The sequence below is a fragment of the Candidatus Binataceae bacterium genome, from assembly GCA_035508495.1.
Taxonomy (GTDB): Bacteria; Desulfobacterota; Binatia; order Binatales; family Binataceae; genus JASHPB01.
In genome coordinates this window covers 137,124-152,257 of the sequence record DATJMX010000052.1, presented here as the reverse complement: position 1 = coordinate 152,257, position 15,134 = coordinate 137,124, and the positions used below count along the sequence as shown (strand labels likewise).

General features: G+C 62.1%; 16 protein-coding genes. 10 read left to right on the top strand and 6 right to left on the bottom strand.

What is annotated here, in order from left to right; all coding sequences use genetic code 11:
- Positions 1-71 precede the first annotated feature (71 nt).
- The 4 genes from VMA09_17330 to VMA09_17315 all read left to right on the top strand — a co-directional run bounded on the left by VMA09_17330 (position 72) and on the right by VMA09_17315 (position 4,518).
- Positions 72-242, top strand: coding sequence for a hypothetical protein (locus VMA09_17330; GenBank protein ID HUA35376.1), 171 nt, complete (start codon positions 72-74; stop codon positions 240-242).
- A gap of 8 nt (positions 243-250) precedes the next feature.
- Positions 251-448 carry a hypothetical protein gene (locus VMA09_17325; GenBank protein ID HUA35375.1) on the top strand — a complete coding sequence of 66 codons (198 nt, stop codon included), beginning with the start codon at positions 251-253 and terminating at the stop codon, positions 446-448.
- Positions 449-908: 460 nt separating this feature from the next.
- A complete protein-coding gene (locus tag VMA09_17320; GenBank protein HUA35374.1) occupies positions 909-3,776 on the top strand; it encodes an FAD-binding and (Fe-S)-binding domain-containing protein in 2,868 nt (955 codons plus the stop codon).
- Positions 3,777-4,038: 262 nt separating this feature from the next.
- The gene (locus VMA09_17315) at positions 4,039-4,518 is read left to right on the top strand and encodes a hypothetical protein (protein ID HUA35373.1); all 480 of its coding nucleotides are present in this window, start codon (positions 4,039-4,041) and stop codon (positions 4,516-4,518) included.
- Positions 4,519-4,534: 16 nt separating this feature from the next.
- On the opposite strand, the gene VMA09_17310 is transcribed toward VMA09_17315, so the two are convergent.
- Entirely contained in the window at positions 4,535-5,179 is a 645-nt protein-coding gene (locus tag VMA09_17310) for a TetR/AcrR family transcriptional regulator (GenBank protein HUA35372.1), read from the bottom strand.
- Positions 5,180-5,214: 35 nt separating this feature from the next.
- On the opposite strand from VMA09_17310, the gene VMA09_17305 reads away from it, so the two are divergent.
- Positions 5,215-6,315 (top strand): phosphotransferase, encoded by a 1,101-nt coding sequence (locus VMA09_17305; GenBank protein ID HUA35371.1) that lies wholly within the window; start codon positions 5,215-5,217, stop codon positions 6,313-6,315.
- A gap of 7 nt (positions 6,316-6,322) precedes the next feature.
- Here VMA09_17305 and VMA09_17300 read toward each other — a convergent pair whose 3' ends face one another.
- The 4 genes from VMA09_17300 to VMA09_17285 form a co-directional block, all read right to left on the bottom strand.
- On the bottom strand, positions 6,323-6,952 hold the full coding sequence (locus tag VMA09_17300) for a DUF3106 domain-containing protein (GenBank protein ID HUA35370.1): 630 nt from the start codon (positions 6,950-6,952) through the stop codon (positions 6,323-6,325).
- Positions 6,949-7,188 (bottom strand): hypothetical protein, encoded by a 240-nt coding sequence (locus tag VMA09_17295; protein ID HUA35369.1) that lies wholly within the window; start codon positions 7,186-7,188, stop codon positions 6,949-6,951. Before VMA09_17295 ends, VMA09_17300 begins: the two co-directional genes overlap by 4 nt.
- Positions 7,189-7,276: 88 nt before the next feature.
- The gene (locus VMA09_17290) at positions 7,277-7,795 is read right to left on the bottom strand and encodes a zf-HC2 domain-containing protein (GenBank protein HUA35368.1); all 519 of its coding nucleotides are present in this window, start codon (positions 7,793-7,795) and stop codon (positions 7,277-7,279) included.
- Positions 7,795-8,325: an RNA polymerase sigma factor gene (locus VMA09_17285; protein HUA35367.1), complete on the bottom strand. Its 531-nt coding sequence runs from the start codon at positions 8,323-8,325 to the stop codon at positions 7,795-7,797. The genes VMA09_17290 and VMA09_17285 overlap by 1 nt, the downstream gene beginning before the upstream one ends.
- Positions 8,326-8,554: 229 nt before the next feature.
- On the opposite strand from VMA09_17285, the gene VMA09_17280 reads away from it, so the two are divergent.
- The 4 genes from VMA09_17280 to VMA09_17265 all read left to right on the top strand — a co-directional run bounded on the left by VMA09_17280 (position 8,555) and on the right by VMA09_17265 (position 12,954).
- Complete coding sequence (locus tag VMA09_17280) at positions 8,555-8,869, top strand: hypothetical protein (protein ID HUA35366.1); 315 nt, start codon at positions 8,555-8,557, stop codon at positions 8,867-8,869.
- Between the two features lie 188 nt (positions 8,870-9,057).
- Positions 9,058-10,788, top strand: coding sequence for a multicopper oxidase domain-containing protein (locus VMA09_17275; GenBank protein HUA35365.1), 1,731 nt, complete (start codon positions 9,058-9,060; stop codon positions 10,786-10,788).
- 151 nt (positions 10,789-10,939) lie between these two features.
- On the top strand, positions 10,940-11,239 hold the full coding sequence (locus tag VMA09_17270; protein HUA35364.1) for a ferredoxin family protein: 300 nt from the start codon (positions 10,940-10,942) through the stop codon (positions 11,237-11,239).
- A gap of 185 nt (positions 11,240-11,424) precedes the next feature.
- Positions 11,425-12,954: a hypothetical protein gene (locus VMA09_17265; GenBank protein HUA35363.1), complete on the top strand. Its 1,530-nt coding sequence runs from the start codon at positions 11,425-11,427 to the stop codon at positions 12,952-12,954.
- A gap of 83 nt (positions 12,955-13,037) precedes the next feature.
- Here the strand turns inward: VMA09_17265 and VMA09_17260 are convergent, their stop codons facing one another.
- Complete coding sequence (locus tag VMA09_17260; GenBank protein HUA35362.1) at positions 13,038-14,444, bottom strand: aldehyde dehydrogenase family protein; 1,407 nt, start codon at positions 14,442-14,444, stop codon at positions 13,038-13,040.
- A 241-nt stretch (positions 14,445-14,685) separates the two neighbouring features.
- Between VMA09_17260 and VMA09_17255 the strand changes: the two genes are divergently transcribed.
- Entirely contained in the window at positions 14,686-15,069 is a 384-nt protein-coding gene (locus tag VMA09_17255) for a response regulator (GenBank protein ID HUA35361.1), read from the top strand.
- The last annotated feature ends 65 nt before the right edge of the window (positions 15,070-15,134 follow it).

Below are 15,134 nucleotides of genomic sequence, written 5' to 3'. Positions count from 1 at the left end.
GCGGTCGACGGCGCGTCGCGCCGCCGCTTGGGCGTTAGCTTTTCTGGATGTCGCCGCTGTCGAGAGCTCGCATGGCCGATTACGACTCAGCAATCCTGGTGTGCAAAGAATCAGCCTCGGCCACCAAGGTTCTCGCCCTTGCTGTGACGTTGCTATTAATTCGCGCGTCGAAAAAAGAGCGGGGCAGTGATGCCCCGCTCGTCATCGAATCTGCCCGGATCGTTCTTACTTGGCGGTGGTAGGATGCGCGATGCAAAGTCCGTATTGGAAAGCGCAACCGCCGATCGCACTCGACAACTGCGAGCCGCAAATGACCGGCGTAAGCTTCGAGTTCTTCGCGAGCGCTGGGCGCATTTCGCAATATGGAACCGTGAGGCTGATGTCGGTTTCGTACATGCAGCACTGGAAGCTCGAGGCCGCATCTCCAACGCAGTACGTGTACTGCTGATCGCAACTTGGCGGCTCCGCCGCCATTGCCGGACGCGATGCCAGTCCGGTGGCGATGAGCGCAAAGGCGCCGATTGCCACAGCTTGCAAGGCTATTTTTGTCATCACTTTCATTTTTTTCCTCCGCGGTCTTTTGACGGAAACGTCTTCGTCTTGAAATTTCAGGACCCCACCAATAGCGACGGCAACGCGGTCTACAGCTAGCTCAGCCGCCGATGTCCTAACTTCAGTAGGACAAGACGAAATTAATACTTTTAAGCGAGATTAAAGACAAGTGGACGCAATACACTAATCCTAAAGCTACAATTTGCGTCGATTAGGAGTACTAATAGTTTATCGCGACTTCGGCGGCCAATCAGACTTCTTCGCGACGATTAGTCACTCATGAGTAACTATTCGATGCGAGCCGGGCTCAGCTTTGCGGCTCACTCTTTGCCCATCGCTTCACTACAATCGAGAGCGTGAAAGCCACTCCAGCGTCGGTCGAGAAATATTTGCGCTTGCGTATCGAGGGCGAGGTGCGCTTCGATGCCGGCACGCTCGCGGTCTATGCGACTGACGCCTCGAACTATCGCCAGGTGCCTATCGGCGTCGTGATCCCGCGTCACGAGGGCGACGTCGCCGCAGCGCTCGCGATTGCGCGGGAGAATGCGATGCCGATCCTGGCGCGCGGCGGTGGTACTGCCCTTGGCGGCCAGGCCTGCAATGCGGCGCTCGTGCTCGATTTCTCGAAGTACATGAACCACGTCAGGCGGATCGACGCGGCGCGCGGCACGGCCGAGGTCGAGCCCGGATGTATTCAGAGCGCGCTCGATGCCGCACTCGCGCCGCATGGTCTTTTCTTCGCGCCCGATCCCTCGACCAAAGATCGATGCACGCTCGGCGGGATGATCGGCAACAATTCTTGCGGTGCGCATTCCGCCGCCTATGGCAAAACCGTCGACAATCTCGAAGCCCTCGACGTGATGCTCTACGACGGGACCTCGCTTCACCTGGGCGGTGCAATGAGCGAGGCGGAGCTCGATGCGGCAGTCGCTCGCGGCGATCGCGCTAGTGCGATCTACGCCAAGCTCCGCGATTTGCGCGATCGTGTCGGCGCTTCGGTGCGCGCCAACTATCCAAAACTGCCGCGCCGCGTCTCCGGCTACAATCTCGATCAGCTTCTGCCCGAGGCGCCGTTCAACCTCTCACGCGCTTTCGTCGGATCCGAAGGCACGCTCGGCGTTACGACGCGCGCGTGGGTGCGCGCGGTTCCGCGTCCAAAAAAACTCGCGCTGGTCGTGCTCGGTTTCGATGATGTCTTCCTCGCCGCCGACCAGATGCCGTGGCTGCTCGAGCATCGTCCGGAAGCGCTCGAAGGCTTCGACCATCAGTTGCCCGACTTCGCGCGCATGAAGCGGATGCCCGCTGTGGATCTACTGCCTGCGGGCAAAGCGTTTCTGCTCGTCGAGCTTGGCGGCGCCGATGACGACGAAGTGCGCGAGCGCGCCGAACGCCTGATCGCGCATACCGAGCGAATCGACGAATGCAGTGGCGCGACGGTTCTTCTCGATCCGGCTGAGCGCACCGGCGTGTGGCGGATCCGCGAATCCGGTCTCGGCTCGGGCGCGTACTTCAAGGGGCGGCCGCGAACGTGGCCGGGTGCCGAGGATTGCGCCGTGCCTCCGGCGCGGCTCGGCGAGTATCTGCGCGGCTTCGACGCGATCCTCGCGCGCCACGAGTTGACGCTGTCAACCTATTACGGTCATTTCGGCGAGGGATGCGTTCACGCGCGCGTGAGCTTCGATCTCGCGAGCAAGCGCGGTATCGCGACCTTCCGCGCCGCGATGGAAGAAATCGGCGCGCTGGTCGCAGAGCTGGGCGGCTCGATGTCGGGCGAGCATGGCGACGGAATCGCGCGCTCGGAATTGCTGCCGTTGATGTTCAAGCCGGACCTCATCGAGGCGTTCCGCGACTTCAAGCGTATCTTCGATCCCGATCGCATGATGAACCCGGGCGTGATCGTCGATCCGCATCCGCTCGATTCTCATCTGAAGCTCGGAGAGAATTACCTGCCGCGCACCGTCACCACGCATTTCAATCTGGCAGAGGAGGGCGGAGTCGCCGGGGCCGCGCTCAAATGCGTCGGTATCGGCAAGTGCCGCAAGACCGACGCCGGCACGATGTGCCCGTCGTACATGGCGACGCGCGAGGAAAAGCATTCCACACGCGGGCGCGCGCGCCTCCTGCTCGAGGCGCTCTCGACGGACCTGCTGCCGGGAGGTTTCGGCGACGCTGCGCTCAAGGAGTCGCTCGACCTGTGTCTTTCCTGCAAGGCGTGCAAGAGCGAATGCCCGTCGTCGATCGACATGGCGGCGTACCGCGCCGAGTTTTTCGCGAACTACTATGCGAGCAATCCGCGGCCGCTGTCGTCTGTATTCTTCGGGCGCTTCCCGCAAGTCGCACACGCCGCGTCACACGCGCCCGTGCTGTTCAATGCGTTCGCCAACGCGCCGATCCTCGGAGCGATCGGAAAGCGCGCACTCGGAATCCATCGGTCACGGCGCCTGCCGCGTTTTGCGCGCCGGGGTTTTACGTCGTGGTTCGCCTCGCGTCCGAAGTCGTCGCATGGCGCTCGCGAGGTCGTGCTGTTTCCGGACACGTTCAACAACTTCCTCGAGCCGCAGGTCGCGATCGCCGCGGTCGAAGTGCTTGAGCGCGAAGGCTTTCGCGTTTCGATTCCGGCGCGGTGGCTATGCTGCGGCCGCCCGCTGTACGACCAGGGCATGCTCGAGCGCGCGCGCAGGCAGCTAAGAGAAATTATCGACACGCTCGGCCCGATCGCATCGCGCGGCACGCCGATCGTTGGACTCGAGCCGAGCTGCATCCTGACTTTCCGCGACGAGCTGCCCTCGCTTTTTCCCGATGATAAAGGCGCGAAAGCGCTGGCCGCAAATTCGTTAATGCTCGACGAATTCCTCGCACGCGAAGTTCCCGGATACGCACCGGGCGAGGTGAACGCTCATGCGCTACTTCAGGGCCATTGCCATCAAAAATCGCTTGCCGGAATCGATGGCGAGATCGCGATCCTCAAAAAAACGCCGGGACTCCAGGTCGAAGTGATCGACGCCGGATGCTGCGGGATGGCGGGCGCATTCGGCTACGATCGCGAGCATTACGAAATCTCCCGAGCGATAGGGAACCGGGTGCTCTTTCCCGCAATTCAGAACAGCGCACCCGACACGATCGTGATCGCCGACGGCTTCTCCTGCCGCGCCCAAATCCGTCAGTTCTTCCCAACCCGCCACGTGCTGCACCTCGCCGAAGTGCTGAATCAAGCGCCATCATGACGACCGTGCGCCGCTTTGGTGTACGATCGCAACAGTCTGGGCGTCATTCCGAGCGTTGTTTTTTTGTGTCATCCCGAGAGTCTGTGAAAAAATGGTTTTCTGTCATTTTGATTGTTGGCTGCCATCCACGTCATCCTGAGCGGAGGCTGCCGGAGTCAATGGATCGAATCGCCGCGATCGTAGCGGCACACTCCAAGTGAAGATCACGTTTTCGCGGACGGGGGAGAGACGATATACGACTTCGATCGTGCGCGATGATGGCGTGGAGTTGAAGGTTCCTTCTTACGATCGGAGTTCGTGGCTGCCGCATGATTTGGCGCACTTCGTGGTCGAGCGGGAACTCGGATTGCGCCGCGGGTTCTGGGGCCGCGTCGCCGATGGCGCGCTCTTCAAGGGCATCGAGATCCTCGATGGCCGCCGCCCGACACCGGACGCGGCGGCGCACTCCAAGGAGCAGCTCAAGCTGAATCAGGAGAACGCGGTCGAGGCCGAAGTTCTGGTGAGCAGTTTCATCGAACTGGTCGAAAAAGGGATACCGCCCGCATCGGTCGCGGCACAGGCCCGTCTCGCGCAGCGCTGGATGCCGCAGCATCCGGATGCGTGTCCGCTCAAAAGCGCCGATATCCAACGCGTATGCGCAGCACTGCTGGCGGCGCGCCAACGATTTCAGAAACTCGTGCCCGGCGCATCATTCGAAGTCGAATGGCCGCGCCCGAAAGCGCGCAAGCACCGCCATCGATGAAGCGCCTGGACGCGCGTTAGGCGCGGCGTGACTTTTTCTTCGCGTCGCGCAGCTTGAGCCGATTGAACATCCGAAGCGTCGCAGCGCCGAGTTCCCTGCGCGCGGCACGCTTGTCAGCGGCATTGGCGATGGCGAGTCCGGCTTCGGTAAACCCGCCGAACACCACGTGCGCGAGCGGTTCGGCCGGCTCGCGCGCGATACGGCCAAGCGCCATCTGCGCTTCGAAGGCGTCGCGGATGTAGCGCAGGATGTGATTGGCCCTGATCTCGTGCCAGACCTTCCAGCCCAGCACGGCGGGGCCGTCGACCATGACGATCTGGCAGTAAACCGGGTCGGTGAAGGAATCGAGAATCAGCTCAGCGGCCGCGACCAGTCTTTGCCACGCCTGGCGATCGACGTGCTCGCGCGAGCGTTCGCGAATCGACTGGAACACCTCGGCATCGAGCTCTTCGACAACGGCCTGAAACAGGCGCCGCTTGTCGCGATATTGGTGATAGACGGCGCCGGTGGTGACGCCGGCGCGTTCGGCGACGAGTTCGAGCGAGGTTGCGGCGAAGCCGCTTTCAGCGAACATCGCGCGCGCGACGCGGAGCAGGGCGGCGCGGGTTTTTTCGGACTGCTCGGTCTTGAGGGTTTTCCTGGTCGGCGCTTCGATTGACATGCGTAGTCTGCCTACGTAACATCCGTAGTCTACGTATGTTACATGAAGGCGCAGCGGAATCCAATCGCCACGGCGATGACCTTGCCGAGCGGCTGCTGGCGCACCTCGGCGCCGCCTGGCAGGCTCCCGATCTGCGCTATTCCGCGGCTCCGCGCCGCATGACTGGCGGCTTCGAGACGTCGGTGTTTACCTTTGCCGTGGAAGGCGCGCCCGCCGGACTCGACGCGCCGATGGTGCTGCGGGTCTTCAGCCAGCGCCCGGAACTCGACCGCGCCGCGCTCGAAGCCACGGTGCAGAACACCCTTGCCGCGATGGGCTATCCGGTTCCGCGCGTGTGGCTGTTCGAGGCCGGCGCTGAGCGGCTCGGCGCACCTTTTATCGTCATGGAGCTTGCCCGCGGATCGACTCTGGTCCAGGAATTCGCCGGGCTTGGCAGCGGACGCAGCCCGCGTGAGCTGTTGCGCCTGCTCGGGCGCATTCCGTCGGTATTCGGCGACCTCGATCGAATGGCGCTGCTGCAGCATCGGTTGCATCAACTTGCACCCGACACCTTAGTGGCGAAGCTTAGGGACCAAGGTCTCCTCGACCACGTCACTTTCGCGGGGCGGTTCGAGCGGATGCGGCGGCTGGGCGCACAGGCGGGGCTTGTGGGATTGACGCCGGGGATCCGCTGGCTCGAAGCCAATCAGCTCGCCGAGCGCAGTCCCGTGATCTGCCATTGCGATTTTCAACCTTTCAATGTGCTTAGTGAGAAGGGACGGGTGTCCGCGGTGCTCGACTGGGGCAACGTGACAATCGCCGCCGCCGAGCTCGACGTCGCATCGACGGTCGCCAACATGAGTGCGGTTCCGCTGAGCGTCCCCGCTCCGCTGCAATTGATCTTCGGCCCGCTTTTGAGACTGCTCGCGCGGCGCTACGCCCACGCCTACCGGAAGATGAGCGCACTCGATATGTACGCAATCCGTTATTACCAGGTGTTCCGCTGCATGATGCAGCTTGTATGGGTGGCGGACGGCGTGGCCAATTCGAGGCCTTCGCGCGGCATCTTCGATTCAGCGCAGGGCGTGGCGCGGCTCGTCGCGCGCATTCGATCGTTGAGCGGCGTCGAAGTGCGTTTCGATTGGAAGCGCGTGTAGCAGGCGCTTAGCCGCTGCCTTGTTTGCCGTGATGCCAGTGCCAGAACCCTCCATGCTTGCGCTGCCCAGGAGGAGGCTGATTGAAATGCTGCTCTTGTCCGGGAGGCGGGAGTTGCTGCGGCCGGCCGAAGCGTGCGCGCGCCTGCTGGCGCTCCTCGGGCGTCATCTGCTGCCATCGATGGTAGTTCTGCAGCACCTGCTGCCGCTGCTGCGGCGGTAACTGCTGGAAGCGCTGGTAGCGCTGGCGCAGTTGCTCCTGCCGCTCGGGCGGGAGCGATCGGTAATGGCTATAGGCGGCCTGCAATTGCTGGCGGCGTTCCTCAGGCAGCGCGCGCCATTGACGAAGCCCCTCGAGAACGTGCTCCTGCTCCTGGGGCGGCAGACTCTTGTATTGCTGGAAACTGCGCTGGGCCGCGCCGCGCTCCTCGGGCGACATCTGCTGCCACTGCCGATAGTTCTTGAGCACCTGCTGACGCTGGTCGGGCGTGAGGCGCGCCCATTGGTCCGGATATCGATCGGCCATGGCGCGCTCGGCGGGGCTCATTTGCGGGCCGAACTGCGCTCTCGCCGCCGTCTGCGATCCACAAATTGTGAGCGCCAGGAAGAGCAGGACAGTGATGATCCGCCGGAGGTTCATTCGGGCTGACCTCCGAAGTCGGATTGCGGTGCAGTGGGAGGTGGCGGAGGCGGGGGCGCCGCAGGTTCATCCGTTTCATGCGGCGCGACGGGGTAGTTGGCGGGCGCGTTGCCGTTGCCGCCCAGCATCCCGATCGAATTCATCCCGCGGATTTTGTCGAATAACGATTCGCCGCCCGTGTCGCCGCCATCGCCCTGCTGCCCCTGTGACTTGAACAGATCGAGATTCAGTAGCATCTCAGGGCTAGGTGGTTGGTCCTGCGCTGCGGCGGGGTCAACTCTCGTGAACGCTATTACGGCTGCGATCATAGATAGCGCGACGAGGTTAAGAGGATTTCTCATTTCCCTGCTGAGGCGTGGAGGGCAGGTTTTCAATGACATCATAGTTTTCGAGCAGGTCAAGATGCTCGACAACCTTGTAGTTCTGAAGCAGGCCGATGTCGGCGCCTTTGAGTTCCGATTCCATTGCAATCTGATCCATCGGCGGTCCTGCGGGCTGAAGCGGCTTGCGAATTGACACGATCAGCAGCAGCGCTATCGCCGCGGCGCCCACCGCCGCCAGGCTCATCCATCCCCAGGCGAGGCGCGGACGCCACCACGCCTCGCGCGGCTCCTGGCGCGCGGCCAGCTTGCGGCGCAGCTCGGCGCGATATGCAATCCAGTCGGGCTCGCGCACCTCGGACATCATCTGGCCGACTGCGTTGAGCACCGCCGATGACGACTCGACCAGCCCACGGCATCGATCACATCCGCGAAGATGCGCCTCGACGCGGGCGCGCTCGTCGCCGCTCAATTCTCCGCGCGAGTAGGGGATAAGCGCGGTTTCTGGATGCCTCTCAAACATCAGACGTTTCTCATTGCCTTCTTAAGCTCGGTGACCGCGCGATAAACGTGGACGCGCGCCGTGCTCTCCGAGCACTTCAGCACCTGTCCAATCTCCTTGCTCGATAGCCCCTCCGCCTGCATGAGGACGGCGGCGCGCTGATTTGGTGACAGACGATCGAGCGCGGCTCTGAGTTCGCCTGCGGTTTCGCTTTCGATAATGCGCAGGTCCGGGCCGGGGTCGTCGCTCGCCGGATCGATCGGCGGCGTATCGTCGTCGTCACCCGATCCCGATAGCGGCACGAGCCTGCGCCACCACTTCGAGCGGCGCTGCTGATCGATACAAAGATTGACCAGGATGCGGTGGAACCAGGTCGAGAAGCTCGAGCGCCCGTCAAACTTGTGCGCGGATTCGTAGAGCCGGATGAACGCGTCCTGCGACAGGTCGTGCGCGTCGGCGTCGTTGCCGAGGATCGAGCGGGCAAGGCGGAAGGCGCGCGCCTGGTAACGCTCGACCAAAAGGTCGAACGCGTGGGCGTCGCGGCTCGCCACTTGTCTGCACAATTCCTCATCGGAAAGCTCCACTTGCATCGCCAGGCTCAGGTTGACGGGGCATCCGGACGGCGCACCGCCGTTTCCGTCCGCGGTGCGATGCTACTACCGCTCGGAGCGTTTGACGAAGGTCCGGGGAAGATCGTTTACGGCGGGGCGCGAAGATTTTTTTTCGGCGGCTGTAAACGATTCTGAAGCGGCCTCCGTCAAAGGGCTCGAGGAAACGACGATGCCCGAGCAGAATGCCCCCAAGAAGAGCTTCAAGTGGATAGTGGCCGTAGCCGTTATCGGAGTCGCCGCAGGGTGTGCGATTGGGTCCGTGGTTTCATCGCTCGGCCGCGAGCCATTTATGCTTGATGCGGTGGACTCGACCTTCCAGCTTGGAAGAGGGGGACATGCATGCTCGATCGCGATGGGCCTCAGCCTGCCGGGCGCAAGTCTTCGCTCGGCCGCATATGACGCCGCGATGGCGGCGTATCGACTGGTTCAGGGCGCGCGATTCACACTCTTCGCAAAGAAGTCTTTCGCACGCTGGAAAGCCTGACCGAGTCTGAAAAAACGACCCATTTCCGCCTCTGCCCGCCCGAATCTCCTGAGTAATGAACACTGGCATCGGCATGATGCTTGCGCCGCTAACACGCGCCTGTCGCTGAGAGCGTGGGCTTGTTAGCGCTGGCAGAGCCATGTCTGTTGCATTGAAACCCGTCTGCGAAGTTCCTTGGAGGCCTCCACATGCGGCCCTTCCCCCGAGCGCTGCTTCTTGCCGCTAACGCGATCCTGTTTTCACTGCCTGCGCTGAACGCTTCAGCCGGATGCTTTCGCTATGCGCCCGGCAGCCCGGTCATCGAACCGGAAGACCTTTACAGCAAGAACGGCGTCCTGACCGTCAGCATGTCCTACCAGACGAGCACGGATTCCAACGGCAACCGGCTTTTCTGCTATGTGTTGCCGGACGGCAACCAGTCCCCGACGCTGCATATCAAGCCGGGTGACAGCCTCGTGCTGACGATTACCAACGACACTCCGGTGCCGGCGCAGTCCGACGCGATGCAGATGCAGGTGTCGCCGCCAGACCAATGCGGTGCCGCGACGATGAATGGCTCATCGACCAACGTCCACTTTCACGGCACCAACACCGCTCCCGTCTGTCACCAGGACGAGGTCATTCATACCTTGATCAACTCGGGCGAGAGCTTCACCTACAACGTGCAGTTCCCGACCGACGAGCCTCCCGGGGAGTACTGGTACCATCCGCACGTCCACGGGCTGAGCGAGATGGCGGTGCTGGGCGGAGCGACCGGCGCGCTCATCGTCGATGGAATCGAGAATCTGCAGCACGCTGTGACCGGTCTGCCGCAGCGCGTGCTGGTCGTGCGCGACAACGTCGTGCCCGGAGACCCCGATACGCCGCCCGCGCCCGCCAAGGATGTCTCGCTCAACTTCGTACCGATTCCATATCCGAGCTATCCACCGGCAGTCATCACGATGAACGCGGGGGCGAGCGAATTCTGGCGCGTTGCGAATACTTCGGCGGACACGGTCATCGATGTGCAGCTTCAGTATGACCGCAAGCCGCAGCTGGTGCAGATCGTCGCGCTCGATGGCGTTCCGGTCGGCTCGCAGGACGGCAGCGGCCGCGGGCAATTGCTCCCCGCGACGCATGTCCTGATTCCGCCGGCGGGACGCGGAGAATTCATCGTGCAGAGCCCCGGACCGAAGGTGAAAGTTGCCCAGTTTGTGACGCGCAATGTTGACACTGGCCCCGGTGGCGACCTCGATCCGGCGCGGCCGCTGGCGAATATCCAGACCACGAAGTCAATCGTCAGCGCGCAGGCCATCCCGAAGATGCCGATTCAGTGGGGATTGCCTAATCCGCAGCGCTTCGTCGGACTCCTCGAGGCGCGAGTCACCAACAAGCGCAAGCTCTATTTCTCCGAGACTGAGACCGAACCGCAAACGTTTTTCATAACGGTCGATGGGCAAACGCCGGTCGCGTTCAATCCCGATCTGCCGCCAGCGATCACCACGACGCAGGGTTCGGTCGAGCAATGGACCATCGAGAATCGCACTTCCGAGGTCCACGCGTTCCATATCCACCAGATTCACTACTTACTGGAAGCGGTGAACGGTATTCCGGTGCCGCCGGGTCAGCGCCAGTTCTTCGATACGGTTGACGTTCCGTACTGGACCGGCAAGGGACCGTACCCGAGTATCACGGTTAGGATGGATTTTCGCGGGCCCGTCGTCGGCGACTTCGTTTATCATTGCCACATCCTGGAGCACGAGGACGGCGGCATGATGGCGATAATCCGCGTGCTGCCGCAAGGCTCGAATCTCAACGCGGCCACGCCCGCCTCGCCCGGCGTGTCGAAGATAAAGCAGGTGCTCGCGCCTACGACTCGAGCGCCGCTCTGCCGTTCGGGCAAACTGGTGAAGGCCGCCTACACCAGCGGCGGTCTGTAAATACCGAAGCGTCGAGGACGCCGGCGCCTCCTGGCGTTCTCGACGTGCGTGTTGTTTCCTGCATCGCGCACAATTCGGGCTGCATTGTCGATTAGAGCTTCGTGCGGGATGATTCACGCAACGAATCGTCTCGCGCGGAGGTATCAATTCGATGGCGGCATCGGCGAATGTTCAATGCAAACAGGAAGCGGGTGTCTTCGCACCGGTAGTCAATCGCAGCCGATGCGAAGGCAAGGAAGACTGCGTCCGCGTTTGTCCATATGACGTATTCGAGATGGGCATACTAAGTAACCAACAGCGGCGCGCATTGTCATTCGGCGCGCGCGTCAAAGCCTGGGCGCACGGCAACCGGCAAGCATTCGCAGTGCGCGCGAGCGAGTGTCACGCCTGCGGCCTCTGCGTTGCCGCCTGCCCCGAGCACGCGATCAAGCTCGAGCGCGCCTCTTCATAACCCTCTCCCGCCTTGGAAGCGCGGTCATTCCACTCAAGCCATCATCCGGGTGGATAGCCGCTAGACATCGAGTCAGCAGGATCGTATTAAAGCAATTCCTGCTTTTGGTGGGCTTTATTGCACTCTGGCACCGCGTGGAAGCCGGGGAAGGTCTAACGGCAATGGCTCTTTCGGTAAAGATAAGGATGGCACACAGGAGGACGCTCAGCCTCCTGACGGGTTTGCTTGCGCTGGTTGTCGTTGCTGCTTCCGGCGATTCGAATAGCGGACTGAGCGGCAATCTACCCTGGTATCCGTCGCTCGCTGCGTTCGAACACTATGATTCCGGCCGTTCCCATCTCTTTCCGCAGGCGACGTTCGGCGGGCGGTTCTCCGGGAACAATACCGTCACTACGATGCCTTCAGAGGAAATTTATCCGTCTGGCTGGAACATGACCTATTTGGACGCCGACCAAATGTTTCTGTATGGCGGGGCCTCGGGCAATGACTCTTCTTCAATCGGCGCCTACGTCGCTCGGATCGATCCGAATACCCTGCGGCCCGTATGGTACGATCAGCTGATCAATACGGCGGATAGCGGCGAGTGGGACTACCCGGGCGCGCAAGCCCTTCTCGATAACGGCAAGCTGTACGTGATCTATGGGTATCGCCTTTCGAAGATCGATCCACTGACCGGCAAGGTGCTGGCGACGCTCGTACTGCCAACCGGCGACGCGGCACCGGCCGATACAACGTACAACGGATTCACTGCGACGAGCGACGGGACGATCGTCGCGAAAGCATTCTATCGACAGGCTGGCTGCACCGTTCAGGGGCCCGATGCGCTGGCGAAGTGTCCGGATCCTTCGGACGTACCCGACTCGGTACTGGTCACGATCAATCCAAACACGATGACGATCGTCGATCAGACGACATTCTCTGCCGACGTCATCGGGCGCGCGACGGTCGCCGAGTACAACGGCCACGAGTATGTCTATTTCTTCGTCGTAGACACCTGCGTCCGCTATGAAATCAACCAGGGGCACCTGACTCTTGATTCCACGTGGAATCCGGGCCCACTGCTCACGTCCGGCCAGACTTCGGGGTGGGCGCTGGTAGTTTTGAACGATTGGGTCGTCGGCCAGAGCAACGGACTGCCCGCATCCGCGCCCTTGAGCGTGTTCGCGGTCAACCAGGGCGATGCCTCGAAACAATCGACAATCCAGCCCTTCGCGGGCGATCCGATCCCCCCTCTGGTCAAGCTCGCATTCTCAAAGCAGGGGCCCGGGGGGACCCAGGCTGTCAGTTGGAACGCGGCGACGGTCTCCGTCGATCCGGAATCGAACCTGATCTACGCGATGGACGCCCTGCCGGGCGAGATCGCAGGGGTGCATCTGAGCTCTTCCGGACTTGAGACAGCCTGGAAGGCGGCGCAAACGACCACCGAATTCATCGCGATCATCGGCCCGCCCAACGAGCGTGTCATCGTCGGCTCCGACATTCCCGGTGCTCAGATCCCGGATGCCAACACGCAGGACGAGGTCGTTTGGCGCAAGGCCGCGACGGGTCAGGAAATCGCTCGATCGGCGCGGTTGCCGGCGATGACGTCGGGAACGATGGTTCAACCCTATTACTTCGGCGAAATGTTCTACCCGGGCGCTGCGGGATCGCTTTACAGGCTCGAGCCTGCGCCTGCGGACTCCATAGTGGGATTTCGTCGGGTCCTGGTTCCGTAAATTGCCGATAGGAAAGAATTGAAAAAGCGGCGCCGGACGTTCGCCCGGCGCCGCTTTTAATCTGTTCAATTCAATGCGGGCGGTCAGACTTTCGACACGTTCACGACCTGGATCTCGGTAAAGCCGAGGAGGCCCCAAGGGCCGTTTTCCACGCCGATGCCTGACCACTTCGCGCCGCCGAACGGCAGATTCGGTGCGATCGCCAGATGCTGATTGACCCACGCTGAGCCGCACTCGAGCTGCTGCGCGACCTCGGCCGCACGATCGGCATCCTTGGACCATACCGAGCCGCTGAGCCCGTAGTGCGTGGCGTTGGCGCGCTTCAACACGTCATCGAGATCCTTGTATGGAATGACGGGCAGGGCAGGGCCGAACTGTTCTTCATCGACGAGGCGCACGCCGTCGGAAATGCCGCCGACGATCGTCGGCTCGAAGAAGTAACCGTCACCGCTCATGCGATGACCGCCAGTCACGATATTGGCGCCATGCTTCTTCGCATCCTCGACCAGCTCACTCACGCGCTCGAACTGCGGCCTGTTGTTGATCGGGCCGAGCTCGGTGCCAGCCGTCAGGCCATCGCCCACCTTGACGCCCTTGGCCAGCGCGCCGAGCTTCTCGAGCATCGGTGCGTACATGTTTTCCGGAACGTACACGCGCTTGATGGCGCTGCAGATTTGTCCCGAGTTTTCGAACGCGCCCCAGAAGATCTTGGGCGCGACCGCATCGAGATCGACGTCGCCGAGCACGATCGCGGGATCGTTGCCGCCGAGCTCGAGCGTCACGCGCTTTAAGTCGGGCGCCGCCGATGCGGCAACCTTCTTGCCGGTCTCGACCGATCCGGTGAACGAAATCTTGCGCGGTGTCGGATGCGTCGTCATCCACGCTCCCAACTCGTCGCCGCCCGAGATGACGTTGAGCACGCCCGGCGGCACGATGTCGCGCACGATCTCGCCCAGCATCAGCGAGGTGATCGGCGTGAACGGCGACGGCTTGAGCACCACGGTGTTGCCGGCGAGGAGGGCCGGCGCGATCTTCCACATCGCGAGCATCAGCGGATAGTTCCACGGCGTGATCGCGGCGATGACGCCGACCGGTTTGCGGCGAATCTCAACTCGCGCCTGATCGGTGTTCTGAATCGTCTCGATCGGCAGGTCGAGGCTCGCGGTGTACTGACACCAAATCGCGGCGCCCATCACCTCGCCAGTCGCCTTGTCGAGGGGCTTGCCCTGCTCCTGCGTGAGCGTGCGCGCGAGACCCTCGGGCGGCTGCTGGAGTGCGGCGGCGATGTCGTTCAGAACCTTGCGGCGCGCGTTGATATCGCGGCTCCATTTCGGGAACGCGCGTTGCGCGGCTTCCATCGCCTGGTCGAGTTCGGCCTTGGTGCAATCGGGAACCTGGGCGAAGGTTTTTCCGGTCGAAGGATTGATGACTCCGGTCGTCTTCGATCCTTTAACCGCCTTGCCATCGATCGTCATCGTGTATTCGGGCATCTGGTGCTCCTTTGTGTGCGCGCACGCGCGCTGCGAAAACCCAACGTCGAACAATGCGCGGCGACAGTCAAGCCGCGGCTGAGTGCCCCGGTCGAAGCGCATCGTCACAAATGGATTTGAGCATCATGGTTGAGCGGCGCGATGCGTCGGCGCGTGACTGTACGAAAGTACAATAGTGCGCGCGCGAACTGCTGCTGCATCATGGGATCGTCCGGTTCACGGAACCAGGACGATCTCTTCGATGTCTGCGCCGACTAAGCCTGCCGCCACGATACTGGTCGTTGACGACGATGCCTCGATCTTGAGAGCGATGCATCGGCTACTTATCTCGGTGGGATTTCAGGTTCTTACGTTCGACAGTTCCGAGGCGCTGCTCGCGGCTGAGCTGCCATCGGGCGATCTTTGTCTGTTGACGGATATTTACCTGCCCGGCGCGAACGGCACTGAGCTGAGTCGTGCGCTGAACGATTCGGGCCGTAAAGTGCCGGTGATCCTGATGACAGCGCGCACGGACGGGCACACCAGGAAATTAGCCGACACGGTTGCTGCGGTTGCGACGCTCTACAAGCCGTTCGATGAAGATGCGCTGCTCGAGGCGATAAACGACGCGCTCGGCTCGAGCTGAGTTGTCGCCAGCTAGTCTCGAAAGCATCTCAAAACAGTTTTCAATCACTTTCTTTCGCGTTACCT